Raw genomic sequence first — 15,631 nt, 5'->3', positions numbered from 1 at the left:
CGCAGGGCGGGCGCCCTGCTCGCCTTTGTCGTTCGACCACAAAAATCGGTTCGGACGGACTTGGCGGAAAGGCGGATTTTTCATATTGGCGGTGCTACAAGGCCGCCACGGTCCCGTAGCTCAACTGGATAGAGTAGCGGATTTCTACTCCGCGGGTTGCAGGTTCGAATCCTGCCGGGATCGCCACCCTACTCCCCCTCAATGAAACCATTTTTCGCAAGCCGCGAAGCCGGCCGGAAACAAACCCGGCGTAGCGTCCCGGCATTGGACCAAGGGGATTAGGTCATGTGGGATTTCATCAACGAATTGTATCGGGATTTCTGCCTGTCTCGCCTGCAGGAGATGCGCAAGCTCGAGCATCATATCTGACCGGGCGGAGCATCGGTGGCGATTAGCCGCCGCGGCTTGGATCACCCCAGACAATCGGACCTTTGCCAGCGCACAAGCAGCCAACACCAATCCATCGCGGGACGCCCAGTCCCCGTATGATTACGGGGGCGCTCGAACCTTGGCGCCGGTTTTGCAGACACAAACATGACTGGGATTGCGGGCCCAGATTGGAACAGGCGCCGCCGGGACAATGCATTTCGAGCCCGGCGGCGTAATTTTTCGGGACGGGCTCACCGCCATGATCCGAACGGTCCGGCGTCAGTGCCGGGACCATTCCCTTGCTTCGCCCGCGGCCTCTCCTGCCTGGAAATCAAGCACGCTCGTTCGACGTCGATCGCTCCGCCATCAAGGTGTCAGCCGGCACGGCGATGAAAAGGATCGCCGCTGGTTGATCGTCGTCCTCCTGGCCGGTCGCTCGCGAACGTCGACCGTCGGCAGCAATCAAACCAATCTCTAAGGCTCTCTTAACCACAAGCGAAGGCCGCACGCGGGGTCATGGGCCGATTGCGCGCCGATCCGCGTTATCCAGCACCATGCGTGTGACAAGCCGTCCGATCGCCTCTGCTCTGTGTGGTGCGGCGGTTCTCGCTGCGCCGCTCGCAGCCGCCAATGCGCAGCAGGTGCAGGCCGGAACGCTTGAGTGTCGTGGCGGACCCGATACCGGGTTCGTGGTGGGTCCGGTGACCAACCTCAATTGCGTGCTGCACGTCGATAGCACGCCGGACAGTCGTTATGTCGCGGCCATCCGCAACCTCGGCGTTTTGATCGGAGATCAAGAAGTCGCCATGACCTGGAAGGTGATGGCGCCCGTGCCGTGGCTTGGAAGCGACGATCTCGCCGGCGGCTACGCCCATGCCGACGGCGCCGGCGTCAACGTTCTCGCCGGCGGCACGAATACGCCGATCACGCTGCATCCGTTGAACGAGCGGAACGTCCCCTCAACGCCGCCCCTGAAAATCGAGAACCTCGAGATTCGGCCGGTGGACCGCTGACCCTGAGCGCAGCCAGGCGATGGCCGGCGCGGCCGCCGGAATGCACAACGCCGTCCGCTTGAAATAGATGCGGACGGCGCTGGCCCTAGCCCCAGGAAGGTGATGCAAAATCCTGACAGCTCCAAGTCTGCACACTTTGTGCCAGCGGCGCATGTCCCAAATTGGCTATCACGCGGCATGGCCCAAATGGGCCATTTGGAAACACAGAAACAAAGATAGGTTAGGCATCGAGGCGCCGGCGACGGTGCCTCACGACCAAAGTGTCTACTTGGCCTCAGCGTGGCCCACGCGCTGAGGCCTTTCTTTTTCGATGTTCGCCGTGTGCCGTGAAATCACTCGCGTCTTATCATTCAGCGCACGAAACGATTCCGTAGTTCTCCGTGCGTGAACAAAGTTCCGGCGGCGATTGAGGGACTGATCGCTTTCCGTTCGTGCGATTGCAGGTTCCACTTGCCGTGAGCTCCGGCAGCGCGCTTCGCAATTTTTTTAATCCAAGAATGTTTCTCTAGAGGATTGAGAGTGCGCGCATCGGTCGTCGATATTTTTCAGGACCGCGATGGACGATTCCCAGATCGTCCTTTTTGTTCGATGAGGATTCGCACGACCAAAACATCACGCGAGCGATGCGAACGCACAGCGCGCAGCGGTCACGCCGCGAGAGTCTCACTTTGGTTTGCTCGGCCGATGCGCCATTCCCATATACACCCCACCGGCCTTCAATTCCGCCAGCATCTGGTCGATCCGCTTGCGCTGTGTTGCAGTTCGCACGCTGCGGCCGATCCAGTGCAGATAGTCGTTGCGCTGATACGGCGGGCGCGTCTTGAACGCCTGCATCAGTCCGGCAGCATCGAGCTCGCGGCGAATGCTCGCCGGCATCGCCGCGCGGGGTCGCTTCAGCGTCACGCCGCCCTCCGATCGCCGGATCAGGACCGCCGCTTGGCGTCGACGTAGCGCTTGAAGTTATCCAGGATCGCCTGCCAACCGTCGCGCTGCTGCTCGACCGAGTGGGTATCCTCGCTGTCGAAGCTGACCTGCACCTTGACGCCGCCGGTCTCCGGCGTGAATGCGACCTGCGCGCTGCGATCGCCGAACGAATATTCGAGCAGCCGGGGCTCCTCGACCCTGGTGTAGGTGCCGGCCAAATCGAACCCCATGCTGCCGTCCTTGGCTTCCATCCGTGACGAGAAGGCGCCGCCGGTGCGCAGGTCGACGGTCGCGGCGGTCGTGTGCCAATCGTCGGAAGCCGCGTTCCACTGCTTGATGTCGTCGGGCGTCGTATAGGCGCGCCAGACATCCGCGATCGGCGCGGCAACGGTCGTTTCGACGACAATCCTCATATCTATTCCCTCGTAGCGATGGGTGAAGCTGACGCGCCTCCCGGGCGGCGCCGGACCGCGGCCATTCTATTAGGGCCATCGACGCCTTCGTCAAATGGCAATGCCCGGGCCGCCGGGAACATGAGGAGATCCGGGACGCCATTCAACCAACCAAATGGTGCGTGGTCGCCACAAGAATTTCGTCAGGAATGACCGTGTATGGAAGACGGGTCCAATGCCCGGAGAGCGCGTCATGCGGAACCTGAACACCGTCCTGAGCAAGCTGAACGACCGCCTGCTGCGGCTGGAGGGCGAATTGTTCGTGCTGCGATCGATCGCGCGCGCCGCCCTCACCGCCGGCGACGAGTCCGCCGTCCGCACCCGCAAGCTGCTCGAAGGCGCAATGCTTGCACTCTCGGACGAAGCCGAACGGCCGCTGGACGCCGCGACCGGGAAATACGTCGCGGCCGCGATCGCCATGGTCGAAGAACTGCTTGAGAATCCCCGCGAGGCGGCCCCGCTGTTCAGGGTGATCGACGGCGGCAGGCGGGACGATTAGCGCGCTTGCACCGAGCCTAACCGGTACCCTGCACGGCCTTGTCGTACGCCTCGATCGTCACTCGTGCCCTGACCGCAATATCCGCGGCCGTCATGCCCGGCTTGTAAAGGCTGCTGCCGAGACCGAAGGCGCGAATGCCTGCCTTCACATACTCGGCGAAATTCTGGTCCGAGACGCCGCCGACCGCGGCGATCGTCACATCCGGCGGCAGCACGGCGCGGATCGCGGTGATGCCGGCGGCGCCGAGCACGCTGGCCGGAAAGAATTTCAGGCTAGATGCCCCCGCGCGCGCGGCGAGCAGCGCTTCCGTCGGCGAGAACACGCCGGGCATCGTGATCATCGCGTGGTCCCTTGCACGCGCCAGCACCTCGACATCGACATTCGGCGACACCATGAGGCGGCCGCCGACGTCGTGCAGGCGATCGACGTCGGCTGCAGTCAGCACCGTGCCCGCGCCGATCAGAACATCGGCCGGCGCGCGCTTCGCCGCGATCTCGATCGAGCGGAACGGCTCTGGCGAGTTCAGCGGAATCTCGATCGCGGTCATGCCGGCGTCGAGCAACGCGCCGACGATGCCCAGCACCTCGTCCGGCTTGACGCCGCGCAGGATCGCGACCAGCGGCCGCTTCATCGGCGGAAACGGAATACTCATGCGTTGATCCCTCACTTCTTCCAGATCGCCGCCGCTGCGCCGGCGAGGCCACGGCGAACCGCCTCCTCCGCATCCATGACATTGAGCGGAATCGAAAGGGCTTCGAGCGCCATCTGATAGAGCCGCTGCAACCGGCCCGAGGCAACCAGCGTAACCGGCGCTCCCTGCTCCCGCTCCGCAAGGCCCGCCGCGAGTTCGACGCCGATCAACGTGCCCGAGATCGTCTCGCGCGCGGCCTGTGCGTTGCCGCCGAACAGCAGCTGCCGCGATCGCACGCGAAACAGCAGATTGGCCGCTAGCGCCGGCGCCGCGAATGCCGCCGCGACCGCCGCGCGGAACGCATCGCCGTCAACCGCTTCCTCGGCGCCGGCGACGGCGTGCGACAGGATGGTGTCGCGCGCGACCGCGCTGAACAGCTCTCCGGTCATGAAGGTCGCAAAGCGTTCGACCGTTCCGCCGCGGACCCTCACCCATTTGGAATGCGTTCCCGGCATGCAGACGAGCGCCTCGCCCGGCGCATTCAAGCCGAGCGCCCCCAGCAGCTGGGTCTCCTCGCCGCGCATGACGTCCGGCGCGGCGGCATCACGCTGCGCGATCCCGGGCAGGATACGGATCTCGCGCGTCTGCCCGCTGACCACGACAGCGCCCTTGAGGATGTCCGACAGATGCGCCGGCGTATCGATATAGCCGGCCTCGACCCAGCCCTGCCGCGCGCCCGCCATGCCGCAGATCACGACCGGCAGGTCGGCCGGCACACCCAGCGCATCGAGATGCGATTGCAGCACGGCCGCAAAGCCGGTCCTGGCTGCCGCGGTCATGCCTTCATCGCTGCGGCGCTCACCGAGCACCTTGCCACCGGCGCCCGTCAGCCAGAGCCGGAAGCTGCTGGTGCCCCAGTCGACCGCGACATAGGAAAGCCCGCTCATCGCGCCCTGTTCCACGCTCTCAGTGTCCCGCGCGCCGACGGCGCCGCTGCCAGACGCGATAAAGGCGATCATCGCGCCACGCAAGGCGGCTCGGTGGCGTGACGCCACGAGGCCTCGCTGGCATCGGACGCGCGGATCGATTACCGCGCGCCCTTCAGCGTGCAGGAGGTCGTGCAGGTCGTAACGTTGCCGCGGTCACATTTGATGCAGGCGTTGACGCACTGATCCATGACCTTGGGATTGTACTGACTGTAAAGATTGGCCGCACAGCTGTTGGTCGATCCCGTAACCTCCGGGTCGGACCAGCAACCGGACAGTAAAAATGCTGCGGCACTCAAAATGGCGACCTTGCGCATAAGGCCTCCTGCCACGCCGTATCCGAGTAATGTTGCAAGTAACCTTGATGGGTTAGGTTAAATTCCGGTTTCAATTGCGGCCTTATTCGGAAGCAGTATTGCTTATCCACCGGACATTTCCCCAAGGTCCGGGCCCACACCGGCAAGGCCGTCAGGCGACCCCGCCTGGCGGCTTTGTTGCCCAGCAATGCACAAGGAAACCAACAAGATGGCCCGAAAGCCGCGGTGGTCGTTCAAGGAGGACCGACGACTGATGGAACTGGCACGCTCCTCGAAGTCGCTGGAGGAGGTCGTGAAGGCGACCGGCCGCTCGCCGGAGCGGATCAAGAAGATGGCGATGCGCCTCGGCCTGTCGATCAAGCCGCGCAGTACCACCAAGAAATGACTTGAAATACGGCCGCTAGAGTTCTGGCGGACAATCGTCCTTCGCCCGCACCGGGATCGCCTTGACCTCGCCTTCCGGCTTGGCCTCAGCCTCGCGTTCCGCCTCGGTCCCCCTTGTGCAGGTGGTCAGCACGAAAGCAACCCGGCTGCATTGCCATTCCGGTCCGAGCGCCGCATTGGACACCGGCTCGGGCGACGCCAGTGTCAGGGATAGATACGCCACCAAAACGGCACCCGCCGCGCCTGCGGCAGCCAGCGCCGCGCCCTTTCCGGACCACAGCTTGGACATCATGGCCTTGGTTCCCGCCGATCTCCAGGAGACGAGGCAGCCGCCTGTCCACGTGTGATCGGAATCACAACCGGGATCAAACAGTTCAGCCCGAGTCTTTGGGATTGATGTGGGATCGATATTGCACTGCCGCAAGACGGGGTTAGCGCGCCGGCTCGATCACATTACAGTTGGTCCGGCCCGACATCAGGCAGTCCTGCATCTTGCTCGCCGCCGTCAGGTCATGCGCGAGCCAGAGGCCGACCGCGAGCATGACCGCTGCGACCAGCAGTCCGATCAGCGCGCCCCTTCTGCTGCCTCCGTCGTCGGATTCGCTCATGCCCGCTTCGGTTCCCGGTTGCCACGGTCCGCATCATGACCCTTTGCATGGTTGCGTGCGATCAATTCTGCAACAGTCGCACAACGAAATGCACGGCCGCGGCTGTCGGCACCGCAATTCCGTTGCGCGCCAGGGGCGACTCGCGAAAGACTACTCGCTGAAGTGGAGCGCGTGTGCGGGGCGTGCCGATGAGCGAACAAGAAGCGACGACGTACGACTATCAGCGTTACAGGCAGTTGCTCTCGGAGGCTGTCGATGAGAGCAGCAGGCAGCGGCTGATCAGCCTACTGATCGTCGAAAGGGCGCGCGATAGGCTGGAAGCCCAACGCGCCTCGGACCGGAGCGCGATGACCGCCGAGACGGTCGCCAAGGTCCTGGGTAACGGACGACGCGAGCACCTCCAGCGCGGCTGAACTTTTCAACGGCCCTTGTTCAACAGCCCTTGGTGACCAGCCACTCACCACGCGTCCGCGGGGCGAACGATGGCCGCTTGACGCTGGCTCATATCTCCCTTGCTCCACAGCCCTCCGTTCACCACTGGCAATTTCGTCGCCACTCACTTATTGAAACGCCGAACCAACCCCATCCATCACCCGAACAGAAAGCAGCAAGGCTTCCTCTATGAGTGGCTTCAAGGAACCGGGTTTTGCCGACCGCCAGAAAGCGGCCCTGCAGGCGCGGCAAAACCTCCTCAACAAGTTTCGCGCCCAGCCGGGAGCTGACGATCCCGCTGTGAAGGCACGTGCCGAGGAGCGCGCGGCGATTGCCGAACGCCGCACCAAGGCCAAGGAAGCCCGCGAGGCCGAAAAGGCCGAGCAGAAGCGCCGCGAGGAAGAGGCCGCCGCCGCCGAGGCCGCCCGCATTGCGCGCGAGAAGGAAGAGGAAGCCGCCCGCGAGGAGGCGCTGCTCGCCGAGCAGAAGGCCAAGCGCGATGCCCGCTACGCGGCACGCAAGGAGCGCGGCAAGAAGAAGCGCTAAGGCGCAACCAGGCCCGCCAGCGGCGGGCCTGCGGACAGCGGGCGATGACGGCAGTCAGTTCTTCTTCATGCCGTCGTCTTTCTTCATCATCTCGCCGCCGTCCTTCTTCATGGCGTCGTCCTTCTTCATCATGCCACCGTCCTTCTTCATGGCATCCTTGGACATCGTGTCTTCCTTCTTCATCGCGTCATCCTTGCCCATCTTGTCCTGAGCGAAGGCGGCGGGCGCCAGCGCCAGGCTGAACGAGAGCAGCGCGGCGGAAAGGCCGAGGCGGGTCTTGGTGGTCATTGGTGATGATCCCTTGTGTGGTCGAATGTGAGCGCGACGACTTGCCGCTCTCTACTCGACGCACTTGCGCCGGCCGTCGTTACCTCCAATAACGAATTCTTGAAGCAGCACGGCTGCGGTCGCCCGGCGGCTGGTCGCGCGACGGTTGCGTGACGAAGCGGCGTCACCGCGCATCAGTGTGCACCGCAACAACGGCAAGGCTTGAACGTCAGGACTTGAATGTCAGGACTAGAACGTCAGGACTTGCAGCCGCGTATCGGCTCGCACTATCAGGGCGCCTCGAACTATCAGACTAGAGAATATTCACGCGAAGACCGGCTAAGCTAAAGCTCCGCGCCGGCCTAACAGCCACTCAAGAAGCTCTCAGGGGAGAACAATGCTCACACGCCGCCACGTCCTCGCTTCCGCCCTCGCCGCACCCTCCGTCCTGCGGATGGGCATCGGGACCGCGCATGCCGCGACCACGCTGAAGATCTCCCACCAGTTCCCCGGCGGCACCATCGACAAGGGCGACTTCCGCGACCGGCTGTGCAGGATGTTCGCGGCCGAGGTCGCCAAGCGCTCGGGCGGCGATTTGACCGCCGAGGTCTACCCGAACTCGTCGCTGATCAAGACCAACGCGCAGTTCTCGGCGATGCGCAAGGGCGCGCTCGATCTCAGCCTGTATCCGATGCCTTATGCCGGCGGCGAATTGCCGGAGACCAATATCGGCCTGATGCCGGGCCTCGTCACCACCTACGACCAGGGCCTGCGCTGGAAGAAGGAGCCGGTCGGCAAGGCCTTGAGCGACTTCCTCGCCGACAAGGGCATTCTACTGATCTCCTGGGTCTGGCAGGCCGGCGGCGTCGCCAGCCGCTCCAAGGCGATCGTGGCGCCTGAAGATGCCAAGGGCCTCAAGGTGCGCGGCGGCTCGCGCGAGATGGACATGGTGCTGCAGACCGCCGGCGCCGCCGTGCTGTCGGTGCCGTCGAACGAGCTCTACGCCGCGATGCAGACCGGCGCCTGCGACGCCGGCATCACCTCCTCCACCAGCCTGATCTCGTTCCGCCTCGAGGAGGTCGCGAAATCGCTGACCTCCGGCGCCGGCGCCTCCTACTGGTTCATGCTGGAGCCGTTGATGATGTCGAAGGCAATCTTCGACAAGCTGCCGAAAAACCAGCAGGACATCATCCTTGCCGTCGGCACCGAGCTCGAGGCGTTTGGCCGCAAGGGGGCGCAGGACGACGATACCGAAGTCGCCAAGGTCTATGAGAAGGCCGGCGCCAAGGTCAGCGCGCTCGATGCAACCATTGTCGGCAAGTGGCGCGACATCGCGCGCGATACCGCGTGGAAGGACTATGGCGCCAAGACCGCCACCGCCGCCAACCTGCTGAAGCTCGCTAGCGACGTCGCCGCATGATCCATGGTCCGGTCGCGGATCAGGCCGAAACCGCAAGCATCGCCGCGGGCAACACGCCCGTGGCCGTGCTTGGGCGCGCGCTGTCCATCTGCAACAACATCATCGTGGTGTTCGCCGCGCTCGCCCTGGTCGCGGCCTGCGTGATCCTGAGCTACAGCGTGCTCGGCCGCGCCCTGTTCCACAGCCCGAACTACTGGCAGGACGAGGCGGCCGTCTTCCTCCTGGTCGGCGCCACCTTCATGACCTCGGCCTATGTGCAGAGCCAGCGCGGCCATGTCAGCATCGAGGCGTTCGTCGGGCTGCTCTCGGCGCGCGCCAACGCCATCCGGCTGTGGCTGGTCGACGTCGCGAGCTTCGCGTTCTGCGCCTTCTTCGCCTGGAAATCCTGGACCCTGGCGCATGAAGCCTATGTCGACGGCCAGGTGTCCAACTCGATGTGGTCGCCGCCGCTCGCCATCCCCTACGTGCTGATGGCGCTGGGCATGACGCTGCTCTGCGTGCAGATCCTCCTGCAAATCATCATTCCGCTGACGGGTGGCGCGCGCCGATGACCGTGTTTGGTATTGGTATCTCCTACGGACTTGCCACCCTGTTTGCGATGTTCTCCGGCATGCCGATCGCGTTCGCGCTCGGTGCGGTCGCGGTCGTGTTCATGGCGATCTTCATGCCGGCGGCCTCGCTCGATACGGTGACGCAGAACGTCTACGAGGAGATGGCCTCGATCACGCTGCTGTCGATCCCGCTGTTCATCCTGAAGGGCGCGGCGATCGGCAAATCGCGAGCCGGCCAGGACCTCTATTCGGCGCTGCACGCCTGGCTGCACCGCGTGCCCGGCGGCCTCGGCGTCGCCAACGTATTCGCCTGCGCCCTGTTCGCGGCGATGGCCGGCTCCTCGCCGGCGACCTGCTCGGCGATCGGTTCGGCCGGCATCCCGGAGATGCGCAAGCGCGGCTATTCCGGCGGCTTTGCCGCGGGCATCATCGCCGCCGGCGGCACGCTCGGCATCCTGCTGCCGCCCTCGATCACGATGATCCTGTTCGCCGTCGCAGCCGAGAAATCGCTGGGACGGCTGTTTCTCGCCGGCATCGGCCCCGGCCTGCTGCTGGTGACGCTGTTCGGTTTCTACGCGGTGTTCCGCTTCCGCAAGGAATACGCCATGGCCCGCGCCGTCTATGACGCGACCGGCAAGGACGCGGCGATCCTGCAGCATGACGAATTCACCATGGCCGAGCGCTTCAGTGCGCTGCCGCGCGTGATCCCGTTCGTGCTGCTGCTGACCGGCGTGATGATTGCGCTCTATGGCGGCTACGCCACGCCATCGGAAACCGCCGGCCTCGGCGGCCTCCTGGCGCTCGGGCTGATCGCCGTGATCTACAGCGTGTGGACACCCAACGACCTGTCGCCGATCCTGAAATCGACCATCCGCGAGTCCACCATGCTGATGCTGATCATCGGCATGTCACTGCTCTATTCCTATGTGATGAGCTACCTGCACATCTCGCAGTCGGCGGCGGAGGCGATCGTCGCCATGCACTTGCCGCGCTGGGAGCTCTTGTTTGCGATCCTCGTGATGGTGATCGTGCTCGGCTTCTTCCTGCCGCCGGTCTCGATCATCCTGATGACCGCGCCGATCATCCTGCCGCCGCTGCGCGCGGCCGAGTTCGACATCATCTGGTTCGGCGTCGTCATGACCATCGTGATGGAGATGGGCCTGATCCATCCGCCGGTCGGCCTCAACATCTTCGTGATCCGCAACGTCGCGCCCGACATCCCCTTGAGCGAGGTGATCTGGGGCACGTTGCCATTCGTGCTGCTGATGATGTTCGCAGTGCTGTTGCTCTGCTTCTTTCCGGAGATCTCGACCTGGCTGCCGAATCTGATCATGGGGCCGGACGGCGGGCGCTAGACCGTTGTCGCGCAGAGGAACGCGGCAGACCGTAGTTTCAGGCGGCCTCCTGCTCGCGTTCCGCGAGCGCCTTCTCGATCCGGCGGACCAGCAACGCCGTCGGACGTCCCTCGCGCTGCAGCCGGCGGAGCTCGTTCCACAGCCTGATGATTTCGCGGTCTCGCTCGGCGTCCATGGCAGCACTCCCCCGGAGCGCGCTAATATGAACGAAACAAGAACAAAACTCAAGGCCGCGAGATGGGCTTCAAGCCGCCGTCGCGCGTGCAGGAACCAGAGCGACGCGGCGCGATTGGTTCCTTCATGAAAATGGCCAAGGCAATTCGCAGGCAGGCGCAGACCGCGGAGCGGGTTGCGTTGACGACGGCCGACGCACTTGTCGCCAACCAGATGCGCTCCCTCGCCCGTGCTTTCAGGAGCCAGGCCGATATCCTGAAGAAGAAAGAGAAGAAAAAGAAGAGGTGAGACTTGCCTGCGGCCAGGGCTCACGGATAGCCATCACCCGGCGTGTCGACCTCGATCACATCGATCCGCGATGTGGACGTGCCCTTGCGGAGCTCCTCGTAGGACGTCTCCGCGCTCAGGCAGAACAGCGTCCTGCGGTCCGCGCCACCGAGCGCGCAGGCAAGTGCGCGGCGGCCAGACACCGTGATGCGCTCGCGCTCCACACCGGTGCGATCGATCCGGACAAAAGCATCTTCCGTGAAAGACGCGACCCAGGTCGCCCCGTCGGCATCGAGGCAGATGCCGTCGGGATCGTTGATGCTGCCGAACCGCCCGCGCAGGCTCAGGCCGCCGTCCGGCGCGATGTCGTATTCGGCGAGACCGGCGCCATCCATTTCGGCAACGACGAGTCGGCGATGGTCGGAGGAGACGGCAATGCCGTTGGGAAACCGCAAGCCTTCAGCAACGACGCGCGCACTGCCATCGGCCGTCACGAGGATGATCCGGCCGACCGCACCGCGGCGCTCCGGCGGCGGCAGGTTGAAGCCGAGATCGCCGACATAGGCGCGTCCCTGCCCGTCGATGATCATGTCGTCGATCGTGCCGGTCGCGACTTCGGAGAGATCGGCATAGAGCGACAGCGCTCCATCGGAAAACCGCAGCAGCCGCTTCCTGAACATCGTCAGCACGACGATGTCGCCATCAGGCAGCACGCCGAGACCACACGGCGTGTCGTCGGTCAGCGCAGCATGCTCCTGCAACTCGCCCGACGAGCTGATGCTCAGAAGCGCCCGCGCCATGCAATCGACGAACCAGAGCCGCCCGCGATGCCAGCGCGGGCCTTCGAAATAGCGGCCGCCGTCGAGGATCGTTCTGAGGCGCGCCGTCATGATGCACCGGTTCGAGAAAAGTGATGTTGCAGTGACATCGTCGGCCCCCACGTGCGCTCGCTACGACGATACAACTCAGGCGGAACCGGTCAAAGCACGGTGCTGCCTGTCCGTTTTCACCCGTAATAATCCCGGTTCCAGCGGGTTCCACACGCCATATTCCATATTTCGCCGCGTTTTCCCTGTTGAGTTGCAGCTGCATTAAGACTCGAGAATCGAGGGTAGTGATAATCTGCGGCGGTTGTGACGCCGTATGACGCGTTCTGTTGTGCCTCATGGTTTCTCAGGGGGGACCAGGGAATGAACCGTTGCCTACGTCCGCTGGCGTGCTTCGCCACCGCCGCCGCGCTCGCGCTGCTTCCGGTCCAGGCGACCGCCAAGCCGCATCACCAGCACCAGGCCAAGAGCGGCCACGGGGACAAGAAGGCGCATGGCGGCAAGGCCGCGCGCGAGAGCACCTCCGGCAAGCGGCGGCACGCCAGACATGGCGCCGACAAACGTAAATCCGCGAAGGCCAAATCCGATCCTTCCAAATCCGCTGAGAAGGCGCCCGAGCCGGAGAAGCCCGCAGGGCCGCAATTGTCGGGCGATCTCGCCACGATCAGGGATGCGATCCTCGCCGCGCGCAGAGGCAAGACCAGCGATGCGACCGACATCCAGGCCAGGATCACCGACCCGGTCGGGCGAAAACTCGTCGAGTGGTATCTGCTGCGCCACTCGGAATCGAGCGCGCCGTTCAGCCGTTATGCGGCATTCGTGACGGCCAATCCGGATTGGCCTAGCGTCACGCTGTTGCGCAAGCGCGCCGAAGCGCGGATCTGGCAGGAGCGCAGCGATCCGGCCACGGTGCACGGCTTCACCCTCGATCAGCCGATCAGCGCCAAGGGCAAGTTCGCGCTCGCCCGCACGCTGCTGGCCGAAGGCGACCGCGACGGCGCCACCCGGCTGGTGCGCGACGCCTGGCGCTCGGAGGAGCTGTCCGATCGCTCCGAGAGCGACGCCTATGATGCGTTCAAGGACCTGCTGACGCGCGACGACCATCGCGCGCGCATGGACAAGCTGATCGGCGCCAAGGATCTCGCCGGCGCGAGGCGCGCGGCGCAGCGGCTCGGCAGCGACGATCTGGCGATCGTGAAAGCCTGCAGCGCGGTCCGCGGACGATCCAGCAAGGCAGAGGACACGCTCAACGATGTGCCGGCCGATGCCCGCCGCGATCTCGGTTACACGCTGTGCCGAATTCAGTGGCTGCTTGCGAAGAACAAGGTCGACGAAGCCGCGCGCGTGACGATCGCGGCTGAGCCCGAGACGATGGCGCAGCAGGACACCGACCAGTGGTGGCGCGAGCGCCGCATCCTCTCCCGCAAGCTGCTCGACCAGGGCGAGTACCAGGCGGCCTATGACGTGATCCGGCCCGCGGCGGCGCCGGACAATCCTTATTACCGCTCCGACATGCACTTCATGCGCGGCTGGATCGCGCTGCGTTATCTCAACGACGCCAAGACCGCCGCGGCGCACTTCGCGCATATCGACGAGGGCCAGACCAACCCGACCGTGCTGGCGCGCGCCGCCTATTGGCGTGGCCGCACCGCAGAGGCACTCGGCAATTCCGCGGCGATGCGGGCCGACTACCAGGCCGCCGCGCGCTACCCGACGGCCTATTACGGTCAGCTCGCGCTGGCCAAGCTCGGCCGTGATGGTAGCGTCGAGCTGCGCGCGCCCTCGCCGGCCGCCAGCGCCGGCAGCATAGCTGCCGACGAGCGGGTCCGCGCCGCCGATATGCTCTATGCGATCGGCGAGCCCGACATCGTGCTCTATTTCGCCGCCGACCTCGCCGAGGAAAGCACCGATGTCGGGATGCTCGAGGCGCTCGGCGAGCTCACCGGCCGCCGCAACGATGCCCGGGCCATGCTGCAGATCGGCAAGATCGCGCTCGCGCGCGGCTTTGCCTTCGACCACTACGCCTTCCCGGTGATCGGTATTCCCAAGCACACGCCGATCGCGCCCGATATCGGGCGCAGCATGACCTACTCGATCGCGCGTACCGAAAGCGCGTTCGACCAGCGCGACAAGTCGGCGGCCAACGCCGTCGGCCTGATGCAGGTGACGCCGGAGGCCGGTCGTGACACCGCCAAGCGCTTCGGCGTCAGCTATGACTGGAGCCGGATGGTGTCCGATCCGGTCTACAACACCCAGATGGGCGCAGCCGAGCTCAGCGCGTTGCTGTCGGAATATCGCAACTGCCACATCATGACCTTTGCCGGCTACAACGCCGGCCGCGGCCGCGTCCGCGACTGGATCAAGGCCTACGGCGACCCGCGCGATCCCAAGGTCGATCCAGTCGACTGGGTGGAGCGGATCCCGATCTCCGAGACGCGCAACTACGTGCAGCGCGTGATGGAAAATTTCGCGGTCTACCAGGCGCGGTTCGAGGATGCCGACACGGCAGTGGCCAAGAACGGCGAACGCGTCGTAACGCAGGAGAGCAACGCGGCGCCGGCTGAGGCAATGCCGTCGCAATAACGTCGTCCCGGCCTAGCGCGCAATTGCGCGCGGCCGGGATGACAAGTTTCAATCCACCTTCACGTTGGCGGCCTTGATCATCGGCCACCATTTGGCGATTTCCGCCTTCTGCCAGGCACCGAGCGCATCCGGCGTGAGCTGATCCTTCGGCGGCATCTGCAAGCCCAAATTCTCGAGCTGCTTCTGCACGGCCGGATCGGCCATCGCCTCGACCGCAGCGGCGTTGAGCTTGGCCACGATCTCCTTCGGGGTACCCTTCGGCACCCAGAGGCCGGACCACAGCGTCATGTGGAAGCCCGGCAGGCCGGCCTCGTCGACCGTCGGAACGTCAGGCGCATTCGCGACCCGCTTGGAATCGGTGACCGCATAGGCGCGGATATTGCCGGCGCGGACCTGATTGATCGAGTTCGAGGTCTGGTCGACGATGATGTCGATCTGACCGGCGACGAGGTCGTTCAGCGCCGGGCCGGTGCCGCGATACGGTACATATTGCAGTTTGATGCCGGAAACGTTCTCGAAATAGAGCCCGGCGATATGGCTGCCGCTGCCGGCGCCGGCGGTGCCCGCGGTCGGCGGCGCCGGCCGCGACTTCAGCCACTCCAGCAATTCCTTCAGCGATTTCGCCGGCACGGCGTTCTTGCTGACGATGATCATCGGGTTGCTCGGCAGCAGCACCACCGGCTCGAGATCGGTGACGAGGTCGTAGCCGAGCTTGTAGATCGCGCCGTTGGCGACATGGGTGCCGAGATGGCCGAACGAGATGGTATAGCCGTCGGGCGCCGAGCGCACCGCGCGGCCAACGCCGATCGAGCCGCCCGCTCCAGTCACGTTCTCGATCAGCAGCACCTCACCGAGCGACTGCTTCATTCGTTCGCCGAGGATGCGCGCCATCGCATCCGAAGGACCGCCGGCGGCAAACGGCACCACGATGGTGATCGGGTGCGTCGGATAGGTTTCCGCGGAAACGGTCCCCGTTAACGCCAACATCGCCAACACGGCCAGAACCAGCTTCCGCATCACGCTCTC

General features: G+C 64.7%; 21 protein-coding genes and 1 tRNA gene. 11 read left to right on the top strand and 11 right to left on the bottom strand.

What is annotated here, in order from left to right; translation table 11 throughout:
• Positions 1 to 109: 109 nt before the first annotated feature.
• Positions 110 to 186: transfer RNA gene (locus J2R76_RS06615), tRNA-Arg, on the top strand.
• Between the two features lie 737 nt (positions 187 to 923).
• Positions 924 to 1,382, top strand: a complete 459-nt coding sequence (locus J2R76_RS06610; RefSeq protein WP_076825495.1) for a DUF992 domain-containing protein — start codon at positions 924 to 926, stop codon at positions 1,380 to 1,382.
• Positions 1,383 to 2,045: 663 nt separating this feature from the next.
• Here J2R76_RS06610 and J2R76_RS06605 read toward each other — a convergent pair.
• Positions 2,046 to 2,285, bottom strand: coding sequence for a YdeI/OmpD-associated family protein (locus J2R76_RS06605; RefSeq protein ID WP_253623849.1), 240 nt, complete (start codon positions 2,283 to 2,285; stop codon positions 2,046 to 2,048).
• Positions 2,286 to 2,305: 20 nt separating this feature from the next.
• Positions 2,306 to 2,719: an SRPBCC family protein gene (locus tag J2R76_RS06600; protein ID WP_168858557.1), complete on the bottom strand. Its 414-nt coding sequence runs from the start codon at positions 2,717 to 2,719 to the stop codon at positions 2,306 to 2,308.
• A 232-nt stretch (positions 2,720 to 2,951) separates the two neighbouring features.
• Between J2R76_RS06600 and J2R76_RS06595 the strand changes: the two genes are divergently transcribed.
• Positions 2,952 to 3,257 (top strand): hypothetical protein, encoded by a 306-nt coding sequence (locus J2R76_RS06595; protein WP_168858558.1) that lies wholly within the window; start codon positions 2,952 to 2,954, stop codon positions 3,255 to 3,257.
• 16 nt (positions 3,258 to 3,273) lie between these two features.
• On the opposite strand, the gene J2R76_RS06590 is transcribed toward J2R76_RS06595, so the two are convergent.
• The 3 genes from J2R76_RS06590 to J2R76_RS06580 form a co-directional block, all read right to left on the bottom strand.
• Positions 3,274 to 3,909, bottom strand: a complete 636-nt coding sequence (locus J2R76_RS06590) for a 2-dehydro-3-deoxy-6-phosphogalactonate aldolase (RefSeq protein WP_057016545.1) — start codon at positions 3,907 to 3,909, stop codon at positions 3,274 to 3,276.
• 11 nt (positions 3,910 to 3,920) lie between these two features.
• A complete protein-coding gene (locus J2R76_RS06585) occupies positions 3,921 to 4,835 on the bottom strand; it encodes a 2-dehydro-3-deoxygalactonokinase (RefSeq protein WP_253625992.1) in 915 nt (304 codons plus the stop codon).
• Positions 4,836 to 4,975: 140 nt separating this feature from the next.
• Positions 4,976 to 5,191, bottom strand: a complete 216-nt coding sequence (locus J2R76_RS06580) for a hypothetical protein (protein WP_026192800.1) — start codon at positions 5,189 to 5,191, stop codon at positions 4,976 to 4,978.
• A gap of 253 nt (positions 5,192 to 5,444) precedes the next feature.
• On the opposite strand from J2R76_RS06580, the gene J2R76_RS40590 reads away from it, so the two are divergent.
• Complete coding sequence (locus J2R76_RS40590; RefSeq protein ID WP_256522279.1) at positions 5,445 to 5,576, top strand: hypothetical protein; 132 nt, start codon at positions 5,445 to 5,447, stop codon at positions 5,574 to 5,576.
• A gap of 15 nt (positions 5,577 to 5,591) precedes the next feature.
• Here the strand turns inward: J2R76_RS40590 and J2R76_RS06575 are convergent, their stop codons facing one another.
• Complete coding sequence (locus tag J2R76_RS06575; RefSeq protein WP_050384538.1) at positions 5,592 to 5,867, bottom strand: hypothetical protein; 276 nt, start codon at positions 5,865 to 5,867, stop codon at positions 5,592 to 5,594.
• A 139-nt stretch (positions 5,868 to 6,006) separates the two neighbouring features.
• Positions 6,007 to 6,183, bottom strand: a complete 177-nt coding sequence (locus tag J2R76_RS06570) for a hypothetical protein (RefSeq protein WP_162832424.1) — start codon at positions 6,181 to 6,183, stop codon at positions 6,007 to 6,009.
• Positions 6,184 to 6,371: 188 nt separating this feature from the next.
• Here J2R76_RS06570 and J2R76_RS06565 point away from each other — a divergent pair, with 188 nt between their 5' ends.
• Both J2R76_RS06565 and J2R76_RS06560 read left to right on the top strand, forming a co-directional pair.
• Positions 6,372 to 6,596: a hypothetical protein gene (locus tag J2R76_RS06565; RefSeq protein ID WP_057016542.1), complete on the top strand. Its 225-nt coding sequence runs from the start codon at positions 6,372 to 6,374 to the stop codon at positions 6,594 to 6,596.
• A gap of 208 nt (positions 6,597 to 6,804) precedes the next feature.
• Entirely contained in the window at positions 6,805 to 7,161 is a 357-nt protein-coding gene (locus tag J2R76_RS06560; RefSeq protein ID WP_057016541.1) for a DUF6481 family protein, read from the top strand.
• A gap of 54 nt (positions 7,162 to 7,215) precedes the next feature.
• On the opposite strand, the gene J2R76_RS06555 is transcribed toward J2R76_RS06560, so the two are convergent.
• On the bottom strand, positions 7,216 to 7,449 hold the full coding sequence (locus J2R76_RS06555) for a pentapeptide MXKDX repeat protein (RefSeq protein WP_253623848.1): 234 nt from the start codon (positions 7,447 to 7,449) through the stop codon (positions 7,216 to 7,218).
• Between the two features lie 376 nt (positions 7,450 to 7,825).
• On the opposite strand from J2R76_RS06555, the gene dctP reads away from it, so the two are divergent.
• Genes dctP through J2R76_RS06540 form a run of 3 tightly spaced genes read left to right on the top strand, consistent with a single transcriptional unit; the run spans position 7,826 to position 10,754 of the window.
• Positions 7,826 to 8,848, top strand: coding sequence for a TRAP transporter substrate-binding protein DctP (gene dctP, locus J2R76_RS06550; RefSeq protein ID WP_076825488.1), 1,023 nt, complete (start codon positions 7,826 to 7,828; stop codon positions 8,846 to 8,848).
• Positions 8,845 to 9,399 carry a TRAP transporter small permease gene (locus tag J2R76_RS06545; RefSeq protein WP_194295317.1) on the top strand — a complete coding sequence of 185 codons (555 nt, stop codon included), beginning with the start codon at positions 8,845 to 8,847 and terminating at the stop codon, positions 9,397 to 9,399. The genes dctP and J2R76_RS06545 overlap by 4 nt, the downstream gene beginning before the upstream one ends.
• Entirely contained in the window at positions 9,396 to 10,754 is a 1,359-nt protein-coding gene (locus J2R76_RS06540; RefSeq protein ID WP_168858563.1) for a TRAP transporter large permease, read from the top strand. Before J2R76_RS06545 ends, J2R76_RS06540 begins: the two co-directional genes overlap by 4 nt.
• A 37-nt stretch (positions 10,755 to 10,791) precedes the next feature.
• On the opposite strand, the gene J2R76_RS06535 is transcribed toward J2R76_RS06540, so the two are convergent.
• The gene (locus J2R76_RS06535) at positions 10,792 to 10,929 is read right to left on the bottom strand and encodes a hypothetical protein (RefSeq protein ID WP_155258394.1); all 138 of its coding nucleotides are present in this window, start codon (positions 10,927 to 10,929) and stop codon (positions 10,792 to 10,794) included.
• 62 nt (positions 10,930 to 10,991) lie between these two features.
• Here J2R76_RS06535 and J2R76_RS06530 point away from each other — a divergent pair, with 62 nt between their 5' ends.
• Positions 10,992 to 11,216 (top strand): hypothetical protein, encoded by a 225-nt coding sequence (locus J2R76_RS06530; protein WP_253623847.1) that lies wholly within the window; start codon positions 10,992 to 10,994, stop codon positions 11,214 to 11,216.
• A 20-nt stretch (positions 11,217 to 11,236) separates the two neighbouring features.
• Here J2R76_RS06530 and J2R76_RS06525 read toward each other — a convergent pair whose 3' ends face one another.
• On the bottom strand, positions 11,237 to 12,085 hold the full coding sequence (locus J2R76_RS06525) for an SMP-30/gluconolactonase/LRE family protein (protein WP_253623846.1): 849 nt from the start codon (positions 12,083 to 12,085) through the stop codon (positions 11,237 to 11,239).
• 300 nt (positions 12,086 to 12,385) lie between these two features.
• Here J2R76_RS06525 and J2R76_RS06520 point away from each other — a divergent pair, with 300 nt between their 5' ends.
• Positions 12,386 to 14,605: a lytic transglycosylase domain-containing protein gene (locus J2R76_RS06520; RefSeq protein WP_253623845.1), complete on the top strand. Its 2,220-nt coding sequence runs from the start codon at positions 12,386 to 12,388 to the stop codon at positions 14,603 to 14,605.
• 48 nt (positions 14,606 to 14,653) lie between these two features.
• Here the strand turns inward: J2R76_RS06520 and J2R76_RS06515 are convergent, their stop codons facing one another.
• Entirely contained in the window at positions 14,654 to 15,622 is a 969-nt protein-coding gene (locus J2R76_RS06515) for a tripartite tricarboxylate transporter substrate binding protein BugD (protein ID WP_253623844.1), read from the bottom strand.
• Positions 15,623 to 15,631: the final 9 nt, after the last annotated feature.

The organism is Bradyrhizobium sp. USDA 4532, assembly GCF_024171315.1.
GTDB classification, from domain to species: domain Bacteria; phylum Pseudomonadota; class Alphaproteobacteria; order Rhizobiales; family Xanthobacteraceae; genus Bradyrhizobium; species Bradyrhizobium australafricanum.
This window is presented reverse-complemented; position numbering and strand designations above follow the sequence as displayed.

Bases quoted from the DNA above. Each gene is read 5' to 3' on its own strand.
- J2R76_RS06610 (WP_076825495.1), top strand. From the start codon at position 924: ATGCGTGTGACAAGCCGTCCGATCGCCTCTGCTCTGTGTGGTGCGGCG.
- J2R76_RS06600 (WP_168858557.1), bottom strand. From the start codon at position 2,719: ATGAGGATTGTCGTCGAAACGACCGTTGCCGCGCCGATCGCGGATGTC.
- J2R76_RS06595 (WP_168858558.1), top strand. From the start codon at position 2,952: ATGCGGAACCTGAACACCGTCCTGAGCAAGCTGAACGACCGCCTGCTG.
- J2R76_RS06590 (WP_057016545.1), bottom strand. From the start codon at position 3,909: ATGAGTATTCCGTTTCCGCCGATGAAGCGGCCGCTGGTCGCGATCCTG.
- J2R76_RS06585 (WP_253625992.1), bottom strand. From the start codon at position 4,835: ATGAGCGGGCTTTCCTATGTCGCGGTCGACTGGGGCACCAGCAGCTTC.
- J2R76_RS06580 (WP_026192800.1), bottom strand. From the start codon at position 5,191: ATGCGCAAGGTCGCCATTTTGAGTGCCGCAGCATTTTTACTGTCCGGT.
- J2R76_RS40590 (WP_256522279.1), top strand. From the start codon at position 5,445: ATGGAACTGGCACGCTCCTCGAAGTCGCTGGAGGAGGTCGTGAAGGCG.
- J2R76_RS06575 (WP_050384538.1), bottom strand. From the start codon at position 5,867: ATGATGTCCAAGCTGTGGTCCGGAAAGGGCGCGGCGCTGGCTGCCGCA.
- J2R76_RS06570 (WP_162832424.1), bottom strand. From the start codon at position 6,183: ATGAGCGAATCCGACGACGGAGGCAGCAGAAGGGGCGCGCTGATCGGA.
- J2R76_RS06565 (WP_057016542.1), top strand. From the start codon at position 6,372: ATGAGCGAACAAGAAGCGACGACGTACGACTATCAGCGTTACAGGCAG.
- J2R76_RS06560 (WP_057016541.1), top strand. From the start codon at position 6,805: ATGAGTGGCTTCAAGGAACCGGGTTTTGCCGACCGCCAGAAAGCGGCC.
- J2R76_RS06555 (WP_253623848.1), bottom strand. From the start codon at position 7,449: ATGACCACCAAGACCCGCCTCGGCCTTTCCGCCGCGCTGCTCTCGTTC.
- dctP (WP_076825488.1), top strand. From the start codon at position 7,826: ATGCTCACACGCCGCCACGTCCTCGCTTCCGCCCTCGCCGCACCCTCC.
- J2R76_RS06545 (WP_194295317.1), top strand. From the start codon at position 8,845: ATGATCCATGGTCCGGTCGCGGATCAGGCCGAAACCGCAAGCATCGCC.
- J2R76_RS06540 (WP_168858563.1), top strand. From the start codon at position 9,396: ATGACCGTGTTTGGTATTGGTATCTCCTACGGACTTGCCACCCTGTTT.
- J2R76_RS06535 (WP_155258394.1), bottom strand. From the start codon at position 10,929: ATGGACGCCGAGCGAGACCGCGAAATCATCAGGCTGTGGAACGAGCTC.
- J2R76_RS06530 (WP_253623847.1), top strand. From the start codon at position 10,992: ATGGGCTTCAAGCCGCCGTCGCGCGTGCAGGAACCAGAGCGACGCGGC.
- J2R76_RS06525 (WP_253623846.1), bottom strand. From the start codon at position 12,085: ATGACGGCGCGCCTCAGAACGATCCTCGACGGCGGCCGCTATTTCGAA.
- J2R76_RS06520 (WP_253623845.1), top strand. From the start codon at position 12,386: ATGAACCGTTGCCTACGTCCGCTGGCGTGCTTCGCCACCGCCGCCGCG.
- J2R76_RS06515 (WP_253623844.1), bottom strand. From the start codon at position 15,622: ATGCGGAAGCTGGTTCTGGCCGTGTTGGCGATGTTGGCGTTAACGGGG.